The sequence below is a fragment of the Beijerinckiaceae bacterium genome, assembly GCA_004564215.1.
GTDB lineage: Bacteria > Pseudomonadota > Alphaproteobacteria > Rhizobiales > Beijerinckiaceae > Methylocapsa.
Genome location: CP024846.1, coordinates 402153 through 427581 on the forward strand (window position 1 = coordinate 402153; position 25429 = coordinate 427581).

The following is a 25429-nucleotide window of genomic DNA, read 5'->3' on the forward strand; positions in this document are numbered from 1 at the left end:
CCGCGGTTGGAACGGCTTGTCACGAAAGCGCGCGCCATTCTTCTCTTTGAGCGGGCCTGGCGTATCATACTGCCTCCGCTCCTGGTGTTGGGTTTTTTTATCTGCCTTTCCTGGGCGGGGATTTGGCTCGAGGCGCCGCATTGGGTGCGGGGCTTGGGCATTCTCGCCCTCGCGAGCGGCATTATTCTTTCCCTCTGGCCGGGGCGGAACTTCCGTTTCCCTACCCGCAAAGATGCCCTTGAACGCATTGATCGCGTCTCCGCGCTTCCGACGCGCCCAGCCGCGGTGATCGATGACAGGCTCGGCAATGGGGGCGCCGATCCCACGACGAGGGCATTGTGGAACCTTCATCGCCGCCGTGCCGAACTCGCCGTGGCGTCGCTGCAGACAGGCGCGCCTTCACCGCGCATGGTCGATGTCGATCGCTACGCGCTGCGGGCCACCGTTTTGGTCGGGTTGGTCGCGACAAGCTTTATCGCCGGGCCGGAAAAATATGCCCGCCTTGCCGCCGCCTTCGACTGGCATTTCGGCGCCCTCTCCGGCAGCGAGTCCCGCCTCGATGCATGGATTGATCCGCCAGCCTACACCGGCAAGACGCCCATCGTCTTAAGCCTTAAATCGAACTCCGGCCTTTATAACCTTGATACACCACAGAAAATAGAAGCTCCAATTGGCTCTATCGTCATCATTCACGCGGCCGGTGGACCCCCGCCCATCGACATCAAGGGGGCGCTCGCCGCAGTTGGAAAGGACGCCACCGCCCAAGCCGGCGCGTCCGCAAAAGCGCCAGGCTCCAAGCCCAGCGGCGGAGAAACCCGGCTGATCCTGCAAGGGGACGCGAAGCTGACGCTTGGGCATTCTGGAACCCAATTCGGCGCTTTCGATATTCACGCGATCTTGGATCAACCGCCATCGATCGCGCTGACGGATGCGCCAGTGCTTAACGCCCGGGGATCGCTCACCCTCAAATATCGCGTCGCCGACGACTATGGCGTGATCGGCGCTGAAGCGAACTTCGTCAAGCCAGTCCTTCCGGGCGGCCGCCCCGCCGCACGCTCGCTCGTCGATCCGCCAAAAATCGCTCTTCTCTTGCCGCCGGCGCCAAACCTCGCGGGGGAAGCCGAGACAACCGCCGACGTTGCCGAACATCCATGGGCCGGCGCGCGCGTGGAAATGACATTGAGCGCCCGCGATGAAGGCGGCAATGAAGGCAAGAGCGATCCAGTCGAAATGACGTTGCCGCAAAAGCCTTTCGTCAAGCCGCTGGCTCGCGCGCTCGTCGAGCAGCGCCGCAATCTGGTCTTGGCGCCAGATGACAAGGCGCGGGTGCTCACGGCGCTCGACGCTTTGATGTTCGCGCCCGAAACATTCGACACCAGCGCGAGCGTCTATTTAGGCTTGCGGGTTGCTTTCGATCAGCTCTCCGCGGCGAAAGACGACAGCGATCTCACCGACGTTGCTGAATACCTCTGGCAAATGGCTTTGCGCCTCGAGAATGGCAATCTTTCCGAGGCCGAACGGGAGCTTCGCGCCGCCGAGGAACATTTGCGCGAAGCCCTCCAGCGCAATGCGCCGGACGAGGAAATCCGCAAACTGGCGGAAAACCTCCGCACCGCGATGGACAAATTTCTGCAAGAACTCGCCGCTCAACAAAATGACAAGGAACAGGAAAATCATTCCGCGGAACTCGATGGCCCCGGCCGCTCGGTGAATGCGAAAGAGCTCCAGGCCATGCTCGATAAAATGCAGGACATGCTGCGTTCGGGCGATGCCGAGGGCGCGCAAAAAATGCTCGAGCAGCTGCAAAATATCCTTGAGAATTTGCGCGTCGCGCGGCCGCGCAAGGCTGACCCCAGAGCCCAGCAAATGACCCGCGCGCTGGATGAACTTGGACGCATGAGCCAGGACCAACAGGATTTGCGCGACGAAACCTATCAAGGCAATCAAGCCAACAGGCATCAGCAACGGGTGCAACGCAACCCGTGGGGCCAGCCCGGTCAGCAGACGTTCGGTGATTTCTTTAATCATGAGGACGGGGACGAGGACGCCGATGTCGGAAACATGGACAGCGGCGACCCTCGGGGGCTGAAGGACCCTCCTACTCAGCAGCAATCTCAAGCTGATCTCGGCAAGCGCCAGCGCGCTTTGCGCGATCGGCTGGAAACCCTGCAAAAGAAGTTGGACGAGGCTGGCGCCGATCCGAGGAATCTGGATGATGCCCAAAAGGCAATGCGCCAAGCCGAATCAGCGCTCGGGCAAGGTCCGCACGGCGGCGATGATGCCGTAAACGCGCAGGGTCGCGCCATCGACGCTTTACGCGAGGGAGCCCAGAAGCTCGCTGAAGCGATGCGTGGCGAAGGCGAAGCAGCGGGAGGTGAAAACGGCGACGGAAGCGAGGGTCAAGGCGGAATGGGGCGCTTCGGTTCGGGCGATGCGACCGATCCCCTGGGTCGGCCCAGAGGAAGCCAAAGGGCATTCAACCCCGGCGCGCGGTATGATCCGATGGGGGTTCCGGCAGCAGAGCGGGCCAGGCGCGTGCTTGAGGAGCTGCGTCGAAGACTCGGCGAGCCGGCACGTCCCCGAGAAGAAATGGATTATCTGGAACGTCTTCTGCGCCGTTATTGAACCGTGCCGCGATGCCAAGACCACGTCGGCACGATTGTTTCGAAGGATCGCACGACTATGCATGCGGCAACTAACCTAATCGTCGCCCTCGGCGTTGGCGCCGTCGCGATCGCGCTTATTTTGGGCCTCGTCAATATGCTACGTGAAGGCAACTCCAATACATCGCAACTCTTGATGCGTTGGCGGGTCGGTCTTCAGTTCCTCGTTATCCTTATTATCCTCGGGGTTCTGTGGTTTCGTAGCTGAACATTCAGTGAGATCGTCATGGTTGTCTTAAACCGAATTTACACACGGACCGGCGATAACGGCACCACGGCGCTTGGCAGCGGCGAGCGCCGCGCCAAGAACGATTTGAGAATCGAAGCTTACGGCACGATCGACGAGGCCAATTCTGCGATCGGGCTTGCCCGCATTGCGACTGCCGCCGACGCCGATTGCGCCCGAGTCGATGCAATGTTACTCTGCGTGCAGAATGATCTGTTCGATCTTGGCGCTGATCTATGCTTTCCGCCGGACGGAAAAAGTGGCCCGGAACAGCTGCGCATCGTGCAATCGCAAGTGGATCGCCTTGAACGCAAGATCGACGAACTGAATGCGGAACTTGCGCCCTTGCGGTCCTTCATTCTTCCCGGCGGTTCGCCGGCGGCGGCAGCCTTGCACCTCGCCCGAACGGTGACGCGCCGCGCCGAGCGGCTTCTTGTCGCCTTGGCTGAAGCGCCGGATGAGCGGGTCGACGAGCCGGCGCTCAAATATGTCAACCGGCTCTCGGATTTTCTGTTTGTCGCGGCGCGCTATGTGAACCACAAGGGCGAAGCCGATATTCTTTGGGTGCCGGGCGCCAATCGCTGACATCCAGCGAATTTGCGGGTGGCCATTTCCGCCCCTTCTCGCCTTTCCCCATGCGCGTGACCCTCCCGGACATGCCGCACGCCGGTCGCGTTGACTTGTCAGCGGGGGACGATTACCTAGCCTTCGCATTTTGCCGTGACTCGCTCGGCTCTTCCGGTTTAGGGTTTGTCCATGAAAATCCTCGTGCCCGTGAAAAGAGTGGTCGATTACAATGTCAAGATCAGGGTAAAATCGGACGGTTCGGGCGTCGATCTCGCCAATGTAAAAATGTCGATGAATCCTTTCGACGAAATCGCCGTCGAGGAGGCGTTGCGCCTTAAGGAATCCGGCAAGGCCTCCGAGGTGATCGTCGTGTCAATTGGCCCGGCCCAAGCCGCCGAGACGATCAGGAGCGGGCTCTCCATGGGAGCCGACCGTGGTATTCTGATCAAGACCGATCAAACCGTCGAGCCGCTTGCTGTAGCCAAGCTTTTGAAAGCCGTCGCGCTCGCCGAAGAGCCCTTGCTCATCATCCTCGGCAAACAGGCGATCGACGATGACAGTAACCAGACCGGACAAATGCTTGCCGCACTTCTTGGGTGGGGTCAGGGAACTTTCGCCTCGAAGGTGGTGCTTGGCGAAGGCCAGGTAGACGTCACCCGAGAAGTCGATGGCGGACTGCAAACCGTAAGCCTCAAACTGCCGGCCGTGGTCACAACCGACCTTCGCCTCAACGAACCGCGATACTCGTCTTTGCCAAACATCATGAAGGCCAAGAAAAAAACGATCGAGGAAAAGACGCCTGAAGACTATGGAATCGACGTAGCGCCCCGCCTCAAGGTTCTGCGGACCGTTGCGCCGCCCGTGCGCAAGGGAGGTGTAAAACTTGGCTCGGTCGGCGAACTCATCTCAAAACTTAAAGACGAAGCCGGAGTGATTTGATGGCCGTTCTGCTTCTTGCCGAACACTCCAATGGCAAGCTCAATGAAGCGACAGCCAAGGTCGTGAGCGCGGCGAAAGCGCTCAAGGAGCCAATCCACATCCTCGTCGCCGGCGAAGCGATCGACGCGGTGGCAGCGGCGGCCAGCAAACTCGATGGCGTCGAAAAAATTTTGGTGGCCGATGATTCGGCCTATGCTCATCAGTTGGCCGAACCCCTGGCCGCCCTCCTTATTGAGCTGGCGGCCAATTATTCTGTGATCCTTGCCGCGGCGACATCGACGGGCAAGAACGTCATGCCGCGGGTGGCAGCTGTTCTTGACGTGATGCAGATTTCCGAGATCATCAAAGTCGACGCGCCCGACACTTTCGAACGTCCGATCTACGCCGGAAACGCAATCCAAACGGTTCAGTCAACCGATCCCAAAAAAGTCATCACGGTGCGGACCTCGGCATTTCAGGCAACCGGCGATGGCGGTTCGGCCTCTCTTGAAAAAATCGGACCTCGGGCCGCGCCCGAAGTCTCGACCTTCAAGGACGAAGCCCTGGCCAAACTTGATCGGCCCGAGCTCGCCTCCGCGAAAATCATTATCTCCGGCGGCCGCGGCATGCGCGACGCGGAAAATTTCAAGGCACTGATCGAGCCCGTCGCCGACAAGCTTGGCGCCGCAATGGGGGCCTCGCGAGCTGCTGTCGACGCCGGCTATGCGCCCAACGACTGGCAGGTGGGCCAAACCGGAAAGGTTGTCGCCCCCGATCTCTACATTGCCGTGGGGATTTCCGGTGCGATCCAACATCTCGCCGGGATGAAGGATTCCAAAGTCATCGTCGCTATCAACAAGGATGAGGAGGCGCCAATCTTTCAAATTGCGGATTATGGTCTCGTCGGTGATCTTTTCACGATCCTGCCGGCGCTGAACGAAGAACTCGCCAAGCTCGGCCGCTAGAGCGCTTCCCGATCAGATGGAATCATCTGATCGAAAAGGAATCACTCAAGTTCAACGAGTTGGGCCATGTTCTGATCGAAAAGGCGGTCAACTTTTTCGGAACATGCTCCAGTGCTCAGGTTGGGACTGGCTTTGATCGACGCAAGCCGCGCCAAAGCCGATCTGCAAGAGAACAAATGAGGGTTGCGACAGGTTTGGCGCACCGAAAACCGGAGAGGCATTTGGGTCCGCTGGATATAATTCGGGTCTTGGTCTAGAAGTCGGGTGCATTCTTCGTCGGGCTCCGCGTTTGGATTGAAAACGCAGCCCGTATCCAGCGCCGAGACGGAGGTGCAGCCCGGTTGGTTCGCGGTCTTTTCGAACTTTGTTTGATGAATTTCATGGGCGAAACGAAATGGACATAAACAAAATCGGGGTGATCGGGGCCGGCCAAATGGGCACAGGCATCGCCCAAGTCTGCGCATTGGCTGGCATTGACGTCGCCCTCAATGACGTTTCGGAAGCGCGCATCAACGCCGGCCTTGCCACCATCGCCGCCAATATCGCGCGCCAGGTTGAACGTAAGCAGGCCGAACCATCGGCCCGCGACGAGGCCCTGAGCCGCATCAAGCCGGCGCTCGACTACGACGCCCTGGCCGACTGCGATCTCGTGATCGAAGCCGCGACCGAGAACGAAGAAGTCAAGCGCAAGATCTTTATGAAGCTATGCCCTTCGTTGAAGCCGGATGCCATGCTTGCGACGAACACATCGTCGATTTCGATCACCCGCCTGGCCTCGGTCACCGACCGTCCGGAACGCTTCATCGGAATTCATTTTATGAATCCCGTCCCACGGATGCAGCTCGTCGAAGTGATCCGCGGGATCGTGACTGAAAACATAACTTTCGAAGCCGCCAAGCATCTTATCGGGCGGCTCGGCAAAACCTTCACCGTATCCGAAGATTTCCCCGCCTTCATTGTCAATCGCATTCTGCTGCCGATGATCAACGAGGCGATCTATACCCTCTACGAGGGCGTCGGCTCCGTCGATTCGATCGACACCGCCATGCGGCTCGGTGCGAATCACCCGATGGGTCCGTTGCAGCTCGCGGATTTCATCGGGCTCGATACGGTTTTGTCGGTCATGCAGGTCCTGCACGAAGGCTTGGCAGACCCAAAATACCGCCCCTGCCCCCTGCTGGTAAAATATGTCGAAGCCGGTTGGCTGGGACGGAAAACGCAACGCGGATTTTATGATTATCGGAGTGGCACGCCCATTCCGACCCGATAACCGGAGGGAAAGGGCATTCGGGTGAAGGGGTCTTCACATCGGTGTCATTGAGCCTGTAGAATGTAGCGAGCAGGGCTGGGACAGATTCGAGGCGTAGTTTTTGGTGAGGTCGCGGCGTTGCCGCTTGGCAACGGCGCCTTAGGCGAGGTGCCTGATGTGACGGTGCATTTCCAACCCAGGGTTTCTCCCGAGGCGTGTCCAGCGCTCGTCCTCAACGCCGACTTTCGGCCCTTGAGCTATTATCCCCTTTCGCTTTGGTCATGGCAGGATGCCATCAAGGCGGTGTTTCTCGACCGGGTCAACATCGTTTCCAATTACGATAAGACGGTCCGAAGTCCGAGCTTCGAAATGCAGCTCCCTTCGGTGGTTTCGCTCAAAAGCTACGTAAAACCCTCTCGTCATCCCGCCTTCACCCGGTTCAATGTTTTTCTCCGCGACCGATTCAGCTGTCAATATTGCAGCTCCCGGGAGGACCTGACCTTCGACCATGTCATTCCTCGGTCGAAGGGGGGCACCACGACCTGGAGAAATGTCGTCGCCGCCTGTTCCACCTGCAATCTTCGCAAAGGCGACCAATTGCCCCATCAAGTGCGGATGTGGCCGGCACGAGCGCCTTATCAGCCGACAGTCAGCGATCTCCACCAGAACGGCCGCTTGTTTCCGCCCAATTATCTGCACGAAAGCTGGATGGACTATCTCTATTGGGATTCGGTCCTGGAGCCTTGACGTTTGACAAGGTACAAGCCCGGCAACCAAGGCCCAAGAAGCAATGTGCCCGTGCAAAAGAATGGATTTTGGGTTTCTATCTCACTCACTTCGTAATTGAATGAAGCCGGCAAGCGGCGATTTACGATTTATCGGGCGTATGCGTACGTGACTCCGTGCCCTCCAGCGAAAGCTGCGTTTTGGCCTTCATCCGCCCTTCCGCTTTCTCTTCGGCATCTTTCAGGTCCGCAAGCTTTTGCTTCATTTGCTGATTTGCGGTGATCTCAGCTGCTGCACGTTTCGTTTGCACGGCTTGCCGATTAGCTTGGCTGTAACGGCCGAACGACGTTCGGTCAATTTCGCGGATCCGTTCGTTGATTTCGGATTGCGTCTCCGCCTCGATATGCCCGACGTCAAAAGCTTGAGACCGGAAAGAGCTGATTACCTCCTCGGAAAGATTTTTGCGGAGCATAAGGCGTTGAAGAATCTCCTCATACACCGCTATCTTGCGCTCAAGACTCTCCTTGGCATCCTGGGCGTAGACGAAGCGTTCTTCGTTTTCCGCAGCAACCTTCGTAACCTTTTGTAGCTCCGCTTCTTTTGAAGCGCAATCGGCCTTCAGAGTGTGGACAGCTTCTTCGAGCTTGGCAATCTGAGAAGACAATAATGCCTCGGCCATTGTCACATATCGCACCGCAACGTCCGTAGGATTCTTCTTTATCTCTTCATTTTCTTTGCGTACGGCAACGAGATCCCTTTCCTTAGCTTCATGCAATTCTTTCCAGTGTTTGACCTGCCCTTCCATCATCTTCCAAACACCGGCCACCGCAGTGGCGAGCACTGTCAAGGCGCCACCAATGAACCACGTCATTTGATCCCAGGAGATCTGAATCATCTGCTCGGTCGTCGCTAGTAGCCCATCGAGCACACAGCTCGAAAGGATTAAATTCGAAATGTGTCGAGTTCGCAAGGTTGTTCAAAGGAACATTTAGCTCAGCTCGACGGCAAGTCTGCGCATGAAAGCAATCCCCGCTTCGATCTGCGCGATCTCGATATATTCGTCGGGCTGATGCGCCTGATCGATCGAGCCCGGACCGCAAACCACGGTGGGGACGTCGGCCGATTGAAACTGGCCCGCCTCCGAGGCGAAAGGGACTGTGATCGTGCGGTTCGAGTGCGCGAGTTTCAGCGCCAAGGTTTCAGCCACCGAACCGCTTTCCGGCTTGAGACCCGGCACTTCTACCTCTGTCACCGTTTCGATGAAGGCATCCTTGGCGTAACGGGTAAGCTTTGGGCTGACGACTCGCGTCGCGTAGTCCTCAAGGTGCAGCAGCGCGATATTCTGCGGAACGCCCGGCAGGGACCGAAACTCCCAATTGAAACTGCAGAGCTTAGCCATAATATTGCGCGCCGTCCCCCCTTGGATGGTGCCGACATGGATGGTGGACGCCGGCGGGTCGAAGCGGCCGGAGGGATCGCCGTTGGCAGCGAGCTCGGCGGCGAAGCGGTAAAGGTCGGTCACGAGCTCGCAGGCCGCCTCGATGGCGCTGGCGCCGAGATAGGGTTTGGACGAATGCGCCTCGTGGCCGTGCACGGTGGTGCAATAGGTCGAGACGGCCTTATGCGCATCTGCCACCTGCATCAAGGTGGGCTCGCCGACGAGGACAGCGCCGGGGCGCGGCAGGTCGGCGCCGAACCGCGCGATCGTGTCGAGCGGACCGCGGCAGGTGGTTTCCTCGTCATAGCTCAAGAGGATATGGATCGGCCGCGCCAACTCTGCCTTCTGAAATTCCGGGATCATGGAAAGACAGATCGCGTCGAATCCTTTCATATCGCAGGCGCCACGGCCATAAACGCGGCCGGCCTCCCGCCGCAGTTTGAATGGATCGCCCGTCCAGGCCTGCCCCGCGACGGGAACGACATCCGTGTGGCCAGACAAGACCACGCCGCCATCGAGAGCCGGTCCGATGCTGGCGAACAGCGCGGCTTTATCGCCGCTGGCATTGGGGATTTTGGTGTATGCGACGCCGAGGGATTTGAAATAAGCCTCGACGAAAGCGACGAGTTCGAGATTGGATTTCGAACTCTCGGTATCGAACCCGATCAAACGGTCCAATATTTCGAGGGTCGCGGTGAGCCTTTCGTCGGTGCTGGCAACAGCCATGGGCGGCGAACTCACTCGTCCAGAACGGTGGCGCCGTCCGCCCGGCTGAGGCGAGGGCTCAGTTGAGCACGCGCCGCGCGTAGGGAGAATCAAGCGAAAAGACCGGAATTTCCGCTTCGAAAACGTCGCCCTTCTCATTCACCATCCGATAGGTCCCGGTCATGATGCCGGAGGGCGTCGTCATATTGGTCCCCGACGTGTAGCGGAACGTTTCGCCCGGCTTCAGGATCGGCTGTTCGCCGACAACCCCAGAGCCTTTCACCTCTTCGAGCTTGCCGTTCCCGTCGGTGATCTTCCAATGCCGTGCGGTCAGCTGCACGGTCATATTGCCCTGGTTGGCAATTTCGACGGTATAAGCCCACCAGAACGAAGCCTCATCGGCATCGGAACGCTCCGGTACGAACTCAGGTAAAACAGTGATTTGGATGTCGTGGGTGACGGTGCTGTACATGGCGTGATCTAAGATTTCGGAGGTCGAACGGCGAAGGGCGGCACTCTAGCACAGCTTTGCGCGGGAGAAAACGTGGCTTGTCGCGCCTAAATGACATGCCTCATTCGGCCGCGACATCTTCGCGGTCGAGAACCGCCAGCGCCGCATCCAGATCCGCGATCAGATCGTCGGCATCTTCCAGTCCGACCGAGAGCCGCAGGAGCCCCTCGCCGACGCCCAACGCGGCCTTGGCTTCCGGGGTGAGCCTTTGATGGGTTGTGGTGGCCGGATGGGTGATCAGGCTTTTCGCGTCGCCCAGATTGTTTGAAATGGTGATGAGGGACAGCTGATTGGCAAATGCAAATGCAGCGGTCTTTCCGCCGTGGACCTCAAAGGCAACGAGCGTTCCGCCGCCAGACATTTGCCGCTTGATAAGATCGGCCTGGGGGTGATCGGAGCGCCCGGGATAGCGGACGCGAAGGACGTGCCGATGGGTACTCAAGAAATCGGCGATCCGCGCAGCGCTTTCCGCCTGCTGGCGGACCCGCAGGGGCAAGGTTTCGAGCGATTTCAAAAAGACCCAGGCATTGAAGGGTGAAAGCGCCGGCCCGGTCTGGCGCAGGAAATTATGGATGTCACCTTCCATCAGTTCGCGACCGCCTAGAATAACGCCCCCCAGACATCGGCCATGCCCGTCGATATGCTTGGTTGCCGAATAGACGACACAATCGGCCCCGAGCTGGAGCGGCTTCTGCAGGATCGGGGTCGCAAAAACATTATCGACAATGAGGCGCGCGCCGAATTCATGCGCAATCGCGGCAATCGCGGCGATGTCATAGACTTCGAGGCAGGGATTTGTCGGGGTTTCCAGAAACAAGACCTTTGTTTCCGGCCGCATCGCCGCCCGCCATTGGGCCAGATCGCTTCCATCGACAAGGGTCGAAGCGACGCCAAAGCGCGGCAGCAAGTCTTCCACCACGTAAAGGCAGGCCCCGAACATGGCGCGCGCCGCGACGACGTGGTCGCCGGCCCTGAGCTGCGCCATCAACGAGGCCGTGACCGCCGCCATGCCGCTGGCAGTCCCCCGCGCCGCCTCCGCCCCCTCGAGGAGCGCGATCCGCTGCTCGAACATGACGACGGTCGGATTTGCATAGCGCGAATAGACATATCCGGGCTCATCGCCCTTCATCCGGGCCTCGGCCGTCTCCATGTTTGGATAGGCAAAGCCCTGGGTGAGGAAAATGGCCTCGGATGTTTCGCCGAACTGCGAACGGAGCGTCCCGCCGTGGACGAGTTGCGTCGCCGGTCGTAAGGTCTTCAGGTCGGGCTTTGGCCCGCGAGCGTTCATCCCGGTCTCCACGCTAGGACCGAATGCTGGTGCGACACCAGCGCACGGCCAGCCCATCCGCATCCCTTGCAGGCATTTCACCGCAATTTCAGGGCGTTTGATTGCTTACCGCCCGATGGCTCATATCTCAAGTCTGACAGAAGGCTTTATTTTCGTGGACAGGTCAAAATTGAGAAAAACGGACGCCGACAAATGCCTCCATTCGTCCTAAAACTTCTGAAATCCGTTCGAGCGAGGCATTAATGACTTTCATGCGCGCGGCCACAGGATCGCTTTTCCCTGAATCGACGCCGGACGGCGCCGTTCCGCCGGCGAGCGCGTTCGAGTTCGGGAACCAGTTCGGCCTTCTGCCACGTGAAAAAATCGAGCTGATGGTGCGGCGCGGTATGATTTCCAGCCCTGAGCTGGAAGATGCTCAGTTTCAGCCCGCGAGCCTCGACCTTCGGCTGGGCGCCCGCGCCTACCGCGTTCGAGCCAGCTTTCTGCCCGGCAAAGAACGCGCTGTGAAAGATCAGCTGTTCGCCCTGAACAGCGCCGACGAGGAAATCAGCCTTGAGGGCAAAGGTGCCGTCTTGGAACGCGGCTGCGTCTATGTGATCCCGCTGATCGAGCATTTGCAGCTCCCCGACAGCATTTCGGCGGTCGCCAATCCCAAAAGTTCGACCGGCCGGCTCGACATTTTCACACGGCTCATCACCGACAAATCGGATGTCTTCGACCGGGTAGCGCGCGCATATAATGGGCCGCTTTATGCCGAAGTCTCGCCACGCAGCTTCAGCGTCCGTGTTCGCAAGGGCTCGAAGCTCAATCAGATCCGCTTTCGCAGGCTCAACTCGCAACAGTTCGAACGAACCGATTTCGGGATTGACGAACGAGACCTCCGGGAGCGTCATGAAAAAATGCCGCTGGTCGATGGCGAATTGAATTTGCGCGGCGGTCTCGTTTTGCGCGTGGGTTTGAGCGCGGAGTCCGTCGGCAATGTGATTGGATATCGGGCGCAAAAACATACCGACAGTCTCGATGTCGACCGCGCCGGCGCCTATCGTATCGATGATTACTGGGAACCCGTCCGGGCGCGCAGCGACAAGCGGCTGATCCTCGATCCCGGCGAATTTTATATCTTGGCGTCGAAGGAGAGGCTTCAGATCCCTCCAGATCTCGCCGCCGAAATGGTGGCTATCGACCCGGCGATGGGCGAGTTTCGGGTGCATTATGCGGGGTTTTTCGATCCCGGCTTCGGCGCCGGAGCAGATCATCGTCCATCCGCCCGCGCGGTTCTCGAAGTCCGCAGCCACGAAGTTCCCTTCATCCTGGAGGATGGACAAATCATCGGTCGGCTTGTTTATGAGAAAATGGCCGAACCGCCCCAGGTGCTGTACGGCACGAGCACGGTTTCGAACTACCAGGGCCAGGGGCTTAAATTATCGAAACATTTTCTGATGGAATGAGGGGGTTTGCGGTGCCTTCCGCCCGCGCGGCCGGCGTGCTAGAGCGACGGTCCGGTTGCTTTCCCTCCCCCTACCCTGAAGCTCAAGTTTCTCATGCCCACACGCATAGATCGCCGCTTTGAAGACCTCGCGCGGCAAAATCGCGCAGCCCTGGTGACTTTCGTGATGGCCGGCGACCCCGATCTCGCGACGTGCCAGGAGATCCTGAAAGCGCTTCCGAAGGCGGGCGCCGATGTGATCGAGCTCGGCATGCCGTTTACCGATCCGATGGCCGACGGCCCCGCGATTCAAGCGGCGGGGCTGCGCGCGCTTGCTGCCGGGACCACGCTTGCCAAGACATTGGCTCTCGTGACCGACTTTCGGACGGCCGATCAGACGACCCCCATCGTCCTTATGGGCTATTACAACCCGATCTATGTTTATGGCGTCGAAAAATTTCTCCGCGATGCAAAAGCCGCCGGCGTCGATGGTTTGATCGTGGTCGATCTTCCGCCGGAGGAAGATTCCGAACTTTGTCTGCCGGCGCTCGAAGCGGGCCTGAATTTCATTCGGCTGGCGACGCCGACGACGGACGATGCCAGGCTCCCCGCGGTCCTCGCCCATACTTCGGGCTTTGTTTATTACGTGTCGATCACCGGTATAACCGGGGCCGCGGCGCCCGATAACGCCAAAGTGGCCGCGGCGGTCCGTCGCATCAAAGGGCACACAAATCTCCCCGTCGCCGTGGGCTTCGGCGTGAAAAATGCCGAAAGCGCGGCCGCCATCGCCGCGCATGCCAATGGCGTGGTCGTCGGTTCGGCGATCGTTGAGGCCTTACGAGGCTCGCTCGATCAGGATGGCAAGGCGACCGAGAAAAGCGTAGAAGCGGTGGCCGGGCTCGTTGCGGAAATTTCGAAGGGCGTGCGGACAGCCACGCCCGCCATGGGCTAAAGCCTCGGCCAACGCCGCAGACCAACGCCTCAGCAAAACTGGATTGCCGATGAACTGGATTTCGAATGTCGTGCCGCCCAAGGTCAGGTCTCTGCTCCGCCGCGAGACGCCGGAAAACCTTTGGGTCAAATGTCCCGAAAGTGGCGAACTGGTCTTTCACAAGGACCTCGAAGCCAATCTCTTTGTCGTGCCGGGATCTGGCTATCACATGCGCCTCGCCGCCAAAGCCAGGCTCGACAATCTGTTCGACGGCGCGGTCTATGAAGAAATCGCCACCCCAGAAGTGCCGTTGGACCCGCTCAAATTCCGCGATGTGAAGCGCTACACCGATCGGTTGAAGGAGTATCGCCTAAAAACCGGCGCCGCCGACGCGGTCAAGCTTGCCTCCGGCAAACTCGAAGGCATGGATATCGTCGCCGCGGTGCAGGATTTCGATTTTCTCGGCGGCTCGCTCGGCATGGCGGCGGGCGAAGCCATCATCACGGGGATGACGGCCGCGATCGACCGGCGAACGCCGTTCATCATCTTCACGGCCTCTGGCGGCGCGCGGATGCAGGAGGGCATTTTCTCGCTCATGCAGATGCCGCGCACGACCATCGCCGTGCAGCGCCTGCGCGAGGCCAAGCTTCCCTATATCGTCGTTCTGACCAATCCGACGACCGGCGGGGTGACCGCCTCTTACGCCATGCTCGGTGACGTGCAGATCGCCGAGCCTGGCGCGGTCATCGGTTTTGCCGGCGCCAGAGTGATTGAACAGACCATTCGCGAGCGCCTGCCGGAAGGCTTTCAGCGCGCCGAATATCTGGAAGCCCACGGCATGATCGATATGGTGGTGAAAAGAAAGGACATGCGAGCGACCCTTGCCCGCCTTTGCGCTTTGTTAACGCGGACCCAGCCGATCGAGAGAGCCGCCGCCTGAGGGCCGCGAAACAAGGCCATCATGGATTCGCTGGACGCGCTTCTCTCCCGCCTTTTCACCTTGCATCGCAAGACGATCGAATTGTCGCTTGGCCGGATCGAGCGGCTGCTCGGCGCGCTTGGTTCGCCCGAACAGCGGCTGCCGCCGATCATTCATGTCGCCGGCACCAATGGCAAGGGTTCCACGATCGCCTTCATGCGAGCGATCCTCGAAGCGGCGGGAAAACGCGTCCATGTCTATACCTCGCCGCATCTGGTGCGGTTTCATGAGCGCATCCGACTTGGCGCGGAGGGTGGCGGCCGGCTCGTCGGCGATGCCGAACTTTTCGCCGCGTTGACGGCGTGCGAGAAGGCCAATCGCGGCGAACCCATCACCTTTTTTGAAGTCACCACCGCGGCGGCATTCAAGCTCTTCAGCGAACATCCGGCGGACTATCTTTTGCTTGAAGTCGGCCTTGGTGGACGGTTCGACGCAACCAATGTGATCGCGCGGCCAAAGGCCACGGTCATTACGCCGGTGTCCATCGATCACCCGGAATTCCTCGGCGCGACCGTCGACAAAATCGCTTTTGAGAAGGCCGGAATCCTGAAGTCGGGCGCGCCGGCGATTTTGGGCCTTCAGCATGAAGCCGCCTTGGCGGTCCTGAGGCGCGAGGCCCGCCGGGTCGGCGCGCCGCTGATCGTCGCCGAGCAGGATTTTTTCGCCCGAGAGGAACAGGGCCGCCTGATTTTCGAGGATGAGCGCGGCCTGCTCGATCTGCCGCAGCCACGTCTCATCGGCCGCCATCAGCATGCGAACGCGGCGGCGGCGATCGCCGTCCTGCGTTCGATTGAGCCGGATCTCGGCCCCGCCGTTTTCGAAGCCGGCTTGACGATGGCCGAATGGCCGGCGCGCTTGCAAAATTTAGCCAAAGGCCGTGTGCCGGCGCTTGCCCCGGCAGGCGCGGAGGTCTGGCTCGACGGCGGCCACAACGAGGATGCCGGCCGTGCGCTCGCGCAGGCCATGGCGGAGTTCGAGGACAAGTCGCAACGGCCGCTGATTATCATTTGCGGCACGCTGGCGAGCAAGGATACGGGCGGTTTCCTGCGCGCGTTCAAGGGCCTGGCCCAGGAAGTGGTGGCCGTTCCGGTCAATGCCGACCAATATGCCAAGCCGGCCGTTGAAGTGGCAGCGGCAGCCTATGCCAATGGGATCCCGGCGGCAGCCTGCGACAGCGTCAAAGCGGCGCTTCTGTTCCTCGCCGCGCGGGAATGGATTTACCCACCCCGCATTTTGATCGCTGGAAGTCTTTATCTCGCCGGAGAAGTCCTCGCGCTCAACGGCACGCCGCCGCAATGAAGCAAGATCACTGCGCCGCCGCGGCCTTCACCTTGCGGCGATGCGCGTGGAGAAGCCATTCCGTGTAGCCGTTTGGCTGCGCACGGCCTTTGAAAATAAGGTCGACCGCCGCTTGAAAGGCACTGCCATTGAAATCGGGCGCCATGGGGCGATAGAGAGGATCATCGGCATTCTGACGATCGACGACGTCCGCCATGCGCCGAAGCGTGTCCATCACCTGTTCCGGGGATGCAATCCCGTGGTGCAGCCAATTGGCGATGTGTTGACTCGAAATACGCAAGGTGGCGCGATCTTCCATGAGACCGACATCATGAATATCCGGCACCTTCGAACAGCCGATGCCCTGATCGACCCAACGCACGACATAACCTAAAATCCCCTGACAATTATTGTCGAGCTCGGCCTGAATATCGTCCGGTGCCCAATTGGCCCGGCAGGTCGGGATAGCAAGGAGATCGGACAGATGCGGCGGGCTCCGACGCCCAAGCTCCTTCCACCGGCCCGCGACATCGACCTTATGATAGTGAACGGCGTGCAAAACCGCTGCCGTCGGCGACGGCACCCAGGCGGTGTTCGCCCCCGCCAGCGGATGCACGATCTTTTGCGCAAGCATGTCCGCCATCCGGTCCGGGGCGGCCCACATGCCCTTGCCGATCTGCGCCCGCCCCGGCAAGCCGCAGGCGATCCCGACGTCGACGTTCGAATTCTCGTAGGCAGCGATCCAATCCGTGGTCTTCATGTCGTTCTTGCGGACCATCGGCCCGGCTTCCATCGACGTGTGTATTTCGTCTCCCGTCCGGTCGAGGAAGCCCGTATTGATAAAAAACACCCGGTCGGCCGCCGCCGCAATGCAGGCCTTGAGGTTGACCGAAGTTCGCCGCTCCTCGTCCATGATCCCCATTTTTAATGTGTGCCTAGGCAGCTTCAGCATGTCCTCGACAGCTCCGAAAAGCTCATTAGCCAGCGCGACTTCGTCGGGCCCATGCATTTTCGGTTTCACGATGTAGATCGAACCGTGACGGCTGTTGCGGGCACCGGTGACGCGCTTGAGATCGTGAACGGAGATCAGCGATGTCACCGCCGCATCAAGAATGGTTTCCGGGATTTGGCTTCCGGCGGCGTCAAGCACCGCGTCTGTCTGCATGTGATGGCCGACATTACGCACCAGCAGCAGGCTGCGCCCATGCAAGATCATGGGGGCGCCGTCCCGGTCGATATAGGTGCGGTCCTCGGCGAGCTTCCGCTCGATGAGCAGCCCCCTTTTTTCCAAGGAAGCCGTGAGGCTTCCCTGCATCAGCCCGAGCCAATTGCGGTAGACCGTGATCTTATCCTGGGCATCGACCGCGGTGACACTGTCCTCCAGATCGACGATGGAGCTGAGTGCGGCTTCAAGGACGACATCCGCCACGCCCGCCTTGTTGTCAGCACCGACCAAGCTGCCGGGATCGATCTCCAGTTCGATGTGCAACCCATGGTGCCGCAGCAGCACGACAAAGGAGTCGATCGTTCTTTTCTTGCAGCCGGCAAAGCGGCCGGGATGGCGCAAGCGCGTCTCAAGGCCATTTTCAAGAAATGCGACAAGCTCGCCGCCGACAACTTTATAAGCGATCACCGCTTTATGGCTGCCGCCGGCGAGCGGGGCCACCTCATCAAGAAATCGCCTAACCCAGTCGACGACCTTGGCACCGCGGACTTTGTTATAGCCCTTGCTGCGCTCCGCTCCGTCTGTCTCAGGAATGGCATCGGTTCCATACAGCGCATCGTAAAGACTGCCCCAGCGCGCATTGGCGGCATTCAATGCATAGCGCGCGTTAGAGGCCGGAACGACGAGCTGCGGCCCGGCAACCCGCGCGATCTCAAGCACATTTTCGGTCCGAATGGAAAAATTGGGTGGCTCCGGAACGATGTATCCGATCTCGCGGAGAAAATGGTGATAGTCTGAAGGGTCGAATGGTTTGGTCGCCGTTCTGCGGTGATAGGCGTCGATTTTTTCTTGCAGTTCGTCCCGAAACCGCAATTGCTCGCGGATGCGGGGTCCAAATGTCGCAATCAGACCCGCGAGCCCTGTCCAGAATGGCTCGGGGCCGATGCCCGCCCCCGGTAAGACTTCGTCGTGGATGAAGGCGCGCAGGTCTTTTGCAACGCTGATGTTGCCGATTTGCTCGTAAGCCATCATGTTTTAAGGTCTTCTTGGGAACGATTAATGAAGCGGCATCACCAAGGAAGCGGCGGTCCGTTGGCGTCCCGGATTAACGAAAATGCAAAGGAACAGAAAAAGTTTAGCAGCTTGCCCTCACCATTCCAAGACGGGATGACCAGCATCGGACATAGCATCCCAGTGACGAACGCCCGCTGGCCGATATTGTTGCTTACGATTTGGATTGGTCTTCTCATTTTTGTGCAATCGAACAACGGCAATTGCCGCGAAAATGCGCATCACGCTTGCACAATTTGATAAGCTCTAGATCACGATGATTTTGGATTGACTCAATCCAAAATCATGAACGTGATCGATTCCAAAAGCTTAGAGCGGGATGCGGGCGGAAAACCGGTTTCCACTTTTCCTCATCCCGCTCTAGCCACGCATGAGCATGCCGATGAAAAAGCCATCGGTGCCCGTCGTCAAAGGTGTGAGACGAAGGCCAAACCCAAAGGGTGAAGCAAAACGCGCCAGCTCCGGCAGGCCGGCCAGTTCCGCCAGTTTCTGAGCGGAAAAGCTCGCAAAGTCCTTATGGCGCTCCAAAAACGCCGCGAGCCTGTCTTCGTTTTCCTCGCGCAGAAGCGAGCAGGTCACGTAGAGAATGCGGCCATGCGGCTTGACGAAACGCGCCGCCTCTTCCAATACCTGATCCTGCTCACCGATCCGAATGGCCAGTGCGCCGGGCCGAATGCGCCATTTGGCATCTGGGCTGCGCCGCCAAGTCCCGGTGCCCGTGCAGGGCGCGTCCACAAAAACCAGATCACAGCGGTTCTCGAGACCGGCGAGCACATCCTCGCGCCCGCGTGGGGCATGCAGCTGCACGTTGCGCACTCCCGCGCGTTCGAGCCTCGGAAGGCTCCGCATGAGCCTTGCTCCCTCGGGATCGCTGGCATGAATCTGCCCTTTATTTTGCATCAAGGCCGCCAACGCCAAGGCTTTCCCGCCGGCGCCCGCGCAGAGGTCGAGGACCTGTTCGCCTGGCTTTGCCAGCGCGAGGAGCGCCGCAAGCTGCGAACCCTCGTCCTGGATTTCAACGCGGCCCTTGACGTAGGCGGGCTCCGCGGCGAGCGTCGGACCCCGTCCGTCCTGCGCCAGCGGCAACCGCAGCCCCAAAGGCGATAGAGGGGTGAGCTGCGCATTAAGGTGGGCAAGGCTAGCAAGCTCTTTGTCGCGCGTTGTCTTCAAAGTGTTGACGCGCAGATCGACAGGCGCCCTTGCGGCGAGCGCACTCATCTCGGCGACGACGCTTGGCCCAAAGACCGCGGCAAACGACGGCTCCATCCACTGCGGAAAATCGCCTGCGACGAAACTCGGGGCACCGGCCAGATCGCCCTTGGTGAGACGTTCAATTTCTTCCGCATCGAGCGGCGGCGGCGTGTGCGCCTCTCCGGTGCAAATCGCCGCCAGCGCTTCGGCGCTCGTGCCTTGGATCTGACGCAGAGAGCCGAGCACGATCGCGCGCGGCGTCTCGGCGCCCATGATGAAGGCTGACGAGGCCTTTTTGCGCTGCGCATCGAAGACCAGCGATGCAATCGCCGCGCGATCCTTGGAGCCCGCGAAACGGTGCGAAAGTCCCCAATCTTTCAGCACATCGGCAGTCGGTCTTTTGCGGGTTTCGATTTCTTCTGCGACCTCGATCGCGGCGGCAATGCGTGCACCAGGAGTCATTGAGTTTTATGCGTCATTGGGGCCTAACTGTCATAGCGCCCAAATCATGGGAGCAGCAAAAATGCGGATCGCAAAGATGAGCCACATTATGAATAAGATCGCGGAACCTAGAATAAAAAATGGACCCCGCAAGGGTACATAGTTGGAAGTTGTGTGGACATAGGCATGGGCGATACGGGTCGTGACGAAAAGCCATTCCATGATGACAAAAACGAGATCGGCTTTTTTGGTGATGATCGCCAGCACGACGAGGACATAAAATAGAACCGGCATCTCGAACTGGTTCTGAAATGAATTGCTCAATTGCTCTTCACGTCCGGGCCAGACCCTCTCGCGGAGAGCGATATCCTGCCAACGGACTTCGCCGCGCAAGACGACCGACCAGCGCAGCTTGGCGAGTCGAAGACCGACGAAATAGATCAGACCCACTTGGACGAACAACGGCAAAAGGATCGCTTGGAGTGTCATGCGGCTTCGTCCTGAGCAATTCGGCAAAAGCTCGGCTTCACCCGCTCGTCGGATAGTTCGGGCTTTCGCGTGTAATCGCCACATCGTGGACATGGCTCTCGCGAAGGCTCGCCGACGAGATACGGACAAACTGGGCGCGGGCTTGGAACTCCTGAATATTCGGCGCGCCCACATAGCCCATGGCAGCACGTAATCCGCCGGCCAATTGATGCAGAATCACCGAGGCCGGGCCGCGATAAGGCACCTGCCCTTCGACGCCTTCCGGGACAAGCTTTAACTGGTCGGTGATGTCCTGCTGGAAATAGCGGTCGGCGGAGCCGCGCGCCATCGCTCCCACCGATCCCATGCCCCGGTAGGATTTGAACGAACGGCCCTGATACAGATAGACTTCGCCGGGACTTTCATCGGTTCCCGCGAACAGCGAGCCGATCATCACGCAATCGGCCCCCGCCGCAATCGCCTTGGCAAGATCCCCTGAATATTTGATGCCGCCATCGGCGATGACCGGGACATTTGCCGCCCGCGCAGCCTCGGCGCAGTCCATGATCGCAGTGAGCTGGGGCACGCCGACACCGGCGACGATCCGGGTCGTGCAGATAGAGCCCGGGCCAATGCCAACCTTGATCGCATCGGCGCCGGCATCGATCAAGGCCTTGGCACCGTCAGCGGTCGCGACATTGCCGGCGATGAGCGCAACCTTGTTCGAAGCGAGCTTCAATCGGGAGACCTGATTTAGGACGGCCTGCGAGTGCCCGTGGGCAGTATCGACGACGATGCAGTCGACCCCGGCATCGATCAACATCAGCGCGCGTTCATAGCCCTGGTCGCCGACGGTCGAGGCTGCGGCCACCCTGAGCCTGCCCTCGGCATCCTTGCAAGCGGCAGGATGAAGGGTTGCCTTTTCCATGTCCTTCACGGTCACGAGGCCGACGCAGCGAAAATCGTCGTCGACGACGATGAGTTTTTCGAGCCGATGCTGATGCAGGAGGCGTCGTGCCTCATCCTCGGTCACGCCTTCGCGCACGGTAATGAGATTCTTGGTCATCAGCTCGCTAACGGGTTCCAGCGGATTATCGGCGAATCTGACGTCGCGATTGGTCAATATCCCGCAAAGCCGAGCCGGCTTGCCGCCGGGACCACGCTCCACCACCGGAATGCCGGAAATCCCATGTCGGCGCATCAGCGCCAGAGCGTCCGCCAGCGTCTCATCGGGAAAGATCGTGATCGGATCGACCACCATGCCGCTTTCGTAGCGCTTAACCTTGCGGACTTCCTCGGCCTGCTCGGCCGGATCGAAATTGCGATGGATGACACCGATACCGCCAGCCTGAGCGAGGGCGATCGCCAGCCTGGCTTCGGTCACCGTATCCATGGCGGACGATACAATCGGAATGTTCAAGCTGATCGCAGAGGTTAGTCTGGTTTTCAGCTCGGCTGCACCCGGCAGGACTTTAGAATGGCCCGGCAAAAGGAGCACATCGTCAAACGTCAGCGCTTCGGTTAGCGGGGGTCGCGTGATCAGGGCCAAATGCCAACTCCATTAATTTTTTCTCGGCGACGGTTTGCCTCCGGGGCAACGCCGCGAGAGTTCGCGCGGGGAGCGATTGGTCAAAATCGCGTCGGTCTAGAGTTGCCGGCGGCTCTTAGCATGCCCTGAGCAAGGCGCAAAGACGGTCTCGACAATCGAATATTTTTTCTGTTCGCGAAAATGTGTCCTTGACGCCCAAGCCAGGCTGGTAGGGTCTGCGCGCCCATCGCGCTCGGCTTTTGCCTGGGCACGATCCCAAATCCCCAAATCTCGTTTTTGTGATGCGGGAAACAAAATCGAATGCGGGCATGACCCAGCCCTGTTAGATCGGGATCGCACTTTGCGGCGTTAGCGAAAATAGCCGCAGAGATTTTTCGACGATCCGCCGCCTGCCCGCAAGCCGCCAGCCGATTCGGGAGCCGTGTTTTTGCCATCCTATCTCATCACCGCGCTCACCGTCGCCTGCGCCTTGTTCATGGAAAATCTCGATTCGACCGTCATTTCGACGTCCCTGCCGGCGATCGCCATGGATCTGCATGAAGATCCGATTGCCTTGAAACTTGCGCTCACCTCCTATCTGGTTTCGCTCGCGATCTTTATCCCGGCCAGCGGCTGGGCCGCCGACCGCTATGGTGCGCGCACGATTTTCCGGATCGCCATTCTTGTCTTCACCTTCGGCTCCATCTTATGCGGCATGTCGAGCAATTTGCCCGAACTGGTCGGCGCGCGGGTCATCCAAGGTCTCGGCGGCGCGATGATGACTCCGGTTGGCCGGCTCTTGCTCCTGCGTTCCGTGGAACGCCCCGATCTTGTCACCGCCCTCTCCTATCTGACGATCCCGGCTCTGCTTGGACCCATTACGGGGCCACTGGTCGGCGGCTTTATCACCACCTATTTCCACTGGCGCTGGATTTTCTGGATCAACGTCCCCTTCGGGGCCGTGGGGATCGTCCTTGCCACCTTGTTCATCGAAGACGTCCGGGGGGAAGCCGCATGGCCACTCGACGTCAAGGGCTTCCTACTGTGCGGCTCTGGGCTTGCTTTCCTCCTATTCGGGCTTGGCGGAGCCGGACGCGGTCTCATTCCGGGTGAAACCGTGGTCCTTCTGGCCGGCGCTGGCGTGCTCGCCCTGGCTGCCTATGTCTGGCATGCCCGTCGTGCCGCGTTTCCGCTGATCGATCTCAAGCTTCTTTCGATCAAGACCTTTCGCGCGAGCGTTCTCGGCGGTTCGCTGTTTCGGATCGGAATTGGATCGATTCCGTTTCTTCTCCCCCTCATGCTGCAAGCCGGGTTCGGCATGAACGCGCTTCAATCGGGTTCGATCACCTTCATTGCTTCAGCCGGGGCGATGGCAATGAAGGCCACGGCCGCGCCCATCCTGCGCCTGTTCGGCTTTCGCCGTGTGCTGATCTTCGATGCGATCCTGAGCGCCGCCTTCCTTGCCTCCTACGGCCTCTTCACCCCTTGGACCCCGGTCGTCCTTATGATGAGCGTGCTCCTGGTCGGCGGCTTTGTGCGGTCGCTCGAATTCACCAGCCTCAATTCGATTGCCTATGCCGAAATCGATTCCGCCAGGATCAGCAGAGCCGTCAGTTTTGCATCCGTGGCGCAACAACTGGCCTTGAGTCTCGGCGTCGCAGCTGGAGCCGGTGCGCTTCAAGGTTTTGCCTATCTCAATGGCGCGTCAAATATCTACGCAACCGAGAATTTCAAATGGGCGTTTTTTGCCATGGCCGCCATCTCGTTGAGTGCGATGTTTGCGTTCTTGCGGCTGCCCACCGACGCCGGATGGCAGCTTACCAGAACGCGCACCGACGAAGCCATCGCGCCGGCATCGCAATAGCCGTCAAGGCGTGCCGGCTCCTCTGAAGCCGGTGGCAAGCACATAGAGTTCAGAGGAATCGGCACGGCTGGCCTGCGGCTTGACATGCCGTACAACCGCGAACTCCCGCTTAAGCCTGGCGAGCAAATCGCGTTCGGTACCGCCTTGAAAAACCTTGGCGAGGAATGTGCCTCCCTCGGCCAAAATTTCGTAGGCGAAATCGGCAGCAAGTTCGACAAGGCCGACAATCCGCAAGTGATCCGTCTGCTTATGGCCGGTGGTATTGGCGGCCATGTCGGAAAGAACGACGTCGGCCTTGCCGCCCAGCCAATCCTTGAGAAGCTGCGGCGCGTCCTCAGCCATAAAATCCATGACCTTGAATTCGGCGCCGGCCAGCGGTTCGATGTCGAGAAGATCGATACCGATTATTCTGCCGCCGCTCTTGTTTGTGCCCGCCGCTTGCACGCAAGCCTGCGACCAGCCACCAGGCGCAGCGCCGAGATCGACGATCCTCTGCCCAGGCTTCAAAAAGTGATAGCGAGCGTCGATTTCCATTAATTTATACGCGGCACGGGAACGAAAACCCTCCCGTTTCGCCCGCGCCACATAGGGATCGTTGAGCTGACGTTCCAGCCACAAGGTGGAGGAGAGCGATCGCTTTCGCGCGGTCTTCACCCGCGTCTTCAGCGAACGGCCACCTTCCCGGCCCGACGGAGATCGCGTCTCCATCATCCCTCTGCCCGCGCGGCCACGCCGTCGCCGCTCATCAGCTGGATCAAAATGCCGTCACGCAAACCGCGGTCTGCGATACGGACGCGATCTGCCGGAAACGCGCGGCGGATTGCTTCCAGAATGGCGCAGCCGGCAAGGACAAGATCGGCTCGCCCATGCCCGATACACCCATTCGCGGCGCGCTCGTGGTAGGTCATTTTGCGTAAACTGGCCACTGCATTGTCGACCTGTCCGCTCGACATCCACAAACCGTCAACCCGGCGTCGATCATAGCGGGCAAGGCCAAGAAAAACGCCTGCGATCGTCGTGACCGTCCCGGAGGTGCCCAGCAAATGAAAATTTGGTCCCCGCTGTTCAGTGCCCGCCATCGCCACAAAACTCGCCAGCTCGGGCGCGACATAATCCACCATGGCTTCGAATGTCGCGTCGGAGACTTCTAGCCCGCCAAATTTCTCCGCCAGAGTCACGACCCCGACCCGCAGGGAAACCCAGAAGCGGATCCGATCGCATTTTGCCATGCCGATGGTTCGAGCGTGCACGGATGAAGCTTTGCTCAGCCAAACAATTTCCGAAGAGCCGCCGCCGATATCGAACAGGACCACACCGTGGGCGGCGGAATCGGCCAGCGAAGCAGATCCAGCGGCCGCCAGACGCGCTTCGGTTTCACGATCGACAACCTCGAGTTCTAGACCCGTTACGTCCCGGACCCGCGCAAGAAATTCCGGTCCATTTCGTGCCGACCGGCAAGCCTCCGTCGCAATCAGCCGGGCATGGGTGACGCCGCGAGCGCGCATCTTGTTGCGGCAGATTTCAAGGGCGCTCAGCGTCCGCTCGATCGCCGCCTCGGTGAGTTCGCCAGTTAAAGAGAGACCTTCGCCGAGCCGGACGATCCGGGAAAACGAATCGATGACCCGAAATCCGTCCTGGCCGCTTCCCGAAGGTGCAGGCCGGGCAATCAAAAGCCGGCAATTGTTGGTCCCAAGATCAAGCGCCGCATAGATGTTTTGTTCCGGCCTAGGCGCGGCGGGAGGCTTTTCGATGCTGGCGATATAATTCGCCGCACCCGCGCCCGTCGAGTCCGGAACCACATCTTCCATGGCGCGCAGGCTGGCTACTGGCG

At 59.8% G+C, this 25429-nt stretch carries 23 protein-coding genes and 1 pseudogene; 14 read left to right on the plus strand and 10 right to left on the minus strand.

What is annotated here, in order from left to right:
• Window positions 1-6 precede the first annotated feature (6 nt).
• The 7 genes from CU048_01875 to CU048_01905 all read left to right on the plus strand — a co-directional run bounded on the left by CU048_01875 (window position 7) and on the right by CU048_01905 (window position 7335).
• Entirely contained in the window at window positions 7-2625 is a 2619-nt protein-coding gene (locus CU048_01875; GenBank protein QBR70233.1) for a TIGR02302 family protein, read from the plus strand.
• A gap of 57 nt (window positions 2626-2682) precedes the next feature.
• Window positions 2683-2871 (plus strand): hypothetical protein, encoded by a 189-nt coding sequence (locus tag CU048_01880; GenBank protein ID QBR70234.1) that lies wholly within the window; start codon window positions 2683-2685, stop codon window positions 2869-2871.
• A gap of 18 nt (window positions 2872-2889) precedes the next feature.
• Entirely contained in the window at window positions 2890-3474 is a 585-nt protein-coding gene (locus CU048_01885) for an ATP:cob(I)alamin adenosyltransferase (protein QBR70235.1), read from the plus strand.
• Window positions 3475-3645: 171 nt separating this feature from the next.
• Window positions 3646-4395 (plus strand): electron transfer flavoprotein subunit beta, encoded by a 750-nt coding sequence (locus tag CU048_01890; protein QBR70236.1) that lies wholly within the window; start codon window positions 3646-3648, stop codon window positions 4393-4395.
• Window positions 4395-5339: an electron transfer flavoprotein subunit alpha gene (locus CU048_01895; GenBank protein QBR70237.1), complete on the plus strand. Its 945-nt coding sequence runs from the start codon at window positions 4395-4397 to the stop codon at window positions 5337-5339. Before CU048_01890 ends, CU048_01895 begins: the two co-directional genes overlap by 1 nt.
• A 394-nt stretch (window positions 5340-5733) precedes the next feature.
• The gene (locus tag CU048_01900) at window positions 5734-6609 is read left to right on the plus strand and encodes a 3-hydroxybutyryl-CoA dehydrogenase (GenBank protein QBR70238.1); all 876 of its coding nucleotides are present in this window, start codon (window positions 5734-5736) and stop codon (window positions 6607-6609) included.
• A gap of 156 nt (window positions 6610-6765) precedes the next feature.
• Window positions 6766-7335, plus strand: coding sequence for an HNH endonuclease (locus tag CU048_01905; GenBank protein ID QBR72579.1), 570 nt, complete (start codon window positions 6766-6768; stop codon window positions 7333-7335).
• A gap of 121 nt (window positions 7336-7456) precedes the next feature.
• Here CU048_01905 and CU048_01910 read toward each other — a convergent pair whose 3' ends face one another.
• The 4 genes from CU048_01910 to CU048_01925 all read right to left on the minus strand — a co-directional run bounded on the left by CU048_01910 (window position 7457) and on the right by CU048_01925 (window position 11256).
• Window positions 7457-8242 carry a hypothetical protein gene (locus tag CU048_01910; protein ID QBR70239.1) on the minus strand — a complete coding sequence of 262 codons (786 nt, stop codon included), beginning with the start codon at window positions 8240-8242 and terminating at the stop codon, window positions 7457-7459.
• Window positions 8243-8302: 60 nt separating this feature from the next.
• Window positions 8303-9478 carry an acetylornithine deacetylase gene (gene argE, locus CU048_01915; protein QBR70240.1) on the minus strand — a complete coding sequence of 392 codons (1176 nt, stop codon included), beginning with the start codon at window positions 9476-9478 and terminating at the stop codon, window positions 8303-8305.
• 58 nt (window positions 9479-9536) lie between these two features.
• On the minus strand, window positions 9537-9929 hold the full coding sequence (locus CU048_01920) for a Co2+/Mg2+ efflux protein ApaG (protein ID QBR70241.1): 393 nt from the start codon (window positions 9927-9929) through the stop codon (window positions 9537-9539).
• Between the two features lie 100 nt (window positions 9930-10029).
• Window positions 10030-11256: an O-succinylhomoserine sulfhydrylase gene (locus CU048_01925; protein QBR70242.1), complete on the minus strand. Its 1227-nt coding sequence runs from the start codon at window positions 11254-11256 to the stop codon at window positions 10030-10032.
• Window positions 11257-11507: 251 nt separating this feature from the next.
• Here CU048_01925 and CU048_01930 point away from each other — a divergent pair, with 251 nt between their 5' ends.
• The 4 genes from CU048_01930 to CU048_01945 all read left to right on the plus strand — a co-directional run bounded on the left by CU048_01930 (window position 11508) and on the right by CU048_01945 (window position 15891).
• Window positions 11508-12704, plus strand: a complete 1197-nt coding sequence (locus CU048_01930; GenBank protein QBR72580.1) for a 2'-deoxycytidine 5'-triphosphate deaminase — start codon at window positions 11508-11510, stop codon at window positions 12702-12704.
• Between the two features lie 93 nt (window positions 12705-12797).
• Window positions 12798-13634 carry a tryptophan synthase subunit alpha gene (locus tag CU048_01935; GenBank protein ID QBR70243.1) on the plus strand — a complete coding sequence of 279 codons (837 nt, stop codon included), beginning with the start codon at window positions 12798-12800 and terminating at the stop codon, window positions 13632-13634.
• Window positions 13635-13683: 49 nt separating this feature from the next.
• Window positions 13684-14553: an acetyl-CoA carboxylase carboxyl transferase subunit beta gene (locus tag CU048_01940; protein QBR70244.1), complete on the plus strand. Its 870-nt coding sequence runs from the start codon at window positions 13684-13686 to the stop codon at window positions 14551-14553.
• Window positions 14554-14574: 21 nt separating this feature from the next.
• Complete coding sequence (locus tag CU048_01945; protein QBR70245.1) at window positions 14575-15891, plus strand: bifunctional folylpolyglutamate synthase/dihydrofolate synthase; 1317 nt, start codon at window positions 14575-14577, stop codon at window positions 15889-15891.
• A 7-nt stretch (window positions 15892-15898) separates the two neighbouring features.
• Here the strand turns inward: CU048_01945 and CU048_01950 are convergent, their stop codons facing one another.
• Window positions 15899-18064 (minus strand): malate synthase G, encoded by a 2166-nt coding sequence (locus tag CU048_01950; protein QBR72581.1) that lies wholly within the window; start codon window positions 18062-18064, stop codon window positions 15899-15901.
• Window positions 18065-18094: 30 nt separating this feature from the next.
• Between CU048_01950 and CU048_01955 the strand changes: the two genes are divergently transcribed.
• Together CU048_01955 and CU048_01960 are read left to right on the plus strand one after the other, a co-directional pair.
• Window positions 18095-18346, plus strand: coding sequence for a hypothetical protein (locus CU048_01955; protein ID QBR70246.1), 252 nt, complete (start codon window positions 18095-18097; stop codon window positions 18344-18346).
• A gap of 3 nt (window positions 18347-18349) precedes the next feature.
• Window positions 18350-18469 (plus strand): annotated as a pseudogene (locus tag CU048_01960) (SAM-dependent methyltransferase).
• Here the strand turns inward: CU048_01960 and CU048_01965 are convergent.
• Genes CU048_01965 through CU048_01975 form a run of 3 tightly spaced genes read right to left on the minus strand, consistent with a single transcriptional unit; the run spans window position 18467 to window position 21755 of the window.
• Window positions 18467-19759: an MFS transporter gene (locus CU048_01965; GenBank protein ID QBR70247.1), complete on the minus strand. Its 1293-nt coding sequence runs from the start codon at window positions 19757-19759 to the stop codon at window positions 18467-18469. The pseudogene CU048_01960 and the gene CU048_01965 overlap by 3 nt on opposite strands.
• Window positions 19760-19789: 30 nt before the next feature.
• Window positions 19790-20227 carry a hypothetical protein gene (locus CU048_01970; protein ID QBR70248.1) on the minus strand — a complete coding sequence of 146 codons (438 nt, stop codon included), beginning with the start codon at window positions 20225-20227 and terminating at the stop codon, window positions 19790-19792.
• A 37-nt stretch (window positions 20228-20264) separates the two neighbouring features.
• Entirely contained in the window at window positions 20265-21755 is a 1491-nt protein-coding gene (locus tag CU048_01975; protein QBR70249.1) for an IMP dehydrogenase, read from the minus strand.
• A gap of 427 nt (window positions 21756-22182) precedes the next feature.
• On the opposite strand from CU048_01975, the gene CU048_01980 reads away from it, so the two are divergent.
• Window positions 22183-23598 (plus strand): MFS transporter, encoded by a 1416-nt coding sequence (locus CU048_01980; GenBank protein QBR72582.1) that lies wholly within the window; start codon window positions 22183-22185, stop codon window positions 23596-23598.
• 3 nt (window positions 23599-23601) lie between these two features.
• On the opposite strand, the gene CU048_01985 is transcribed toward CU048_01980, so the two are convergent.
• Together CU048_01985 and CU048_01990 are read right to left on the minus strand one after the other, a co-directional pair.
• The gene (locus CU048_01985; GenBank protein ID QBR70250.1) at window positions 23602-24309 is read right to left on the minus strand and encodes an rRNA methyltransferase; all 708 of its coding nucleotides are present in this window, start codon (window positions 24307-24309) and stop codon (window positions 23602-23604) included.
• Window positions 24306-25406 carry an exopolyphosphatase gene (locus CU048_01990; protein QBR72583.1) on the minus strand — a complete coding sequence of 367 codons (1101 nt, stop codon included), beginning with the start codon at window positions 25404-25406 and terminating at the stop codon, window positions 24306-24308. The genes CU048_01985 and CU048_01990 overlap by 4 nt, the downstream gene beginning before the upstream one ends.
• Window positions 25407-25429: the final 23 nt, after the last annotated feature.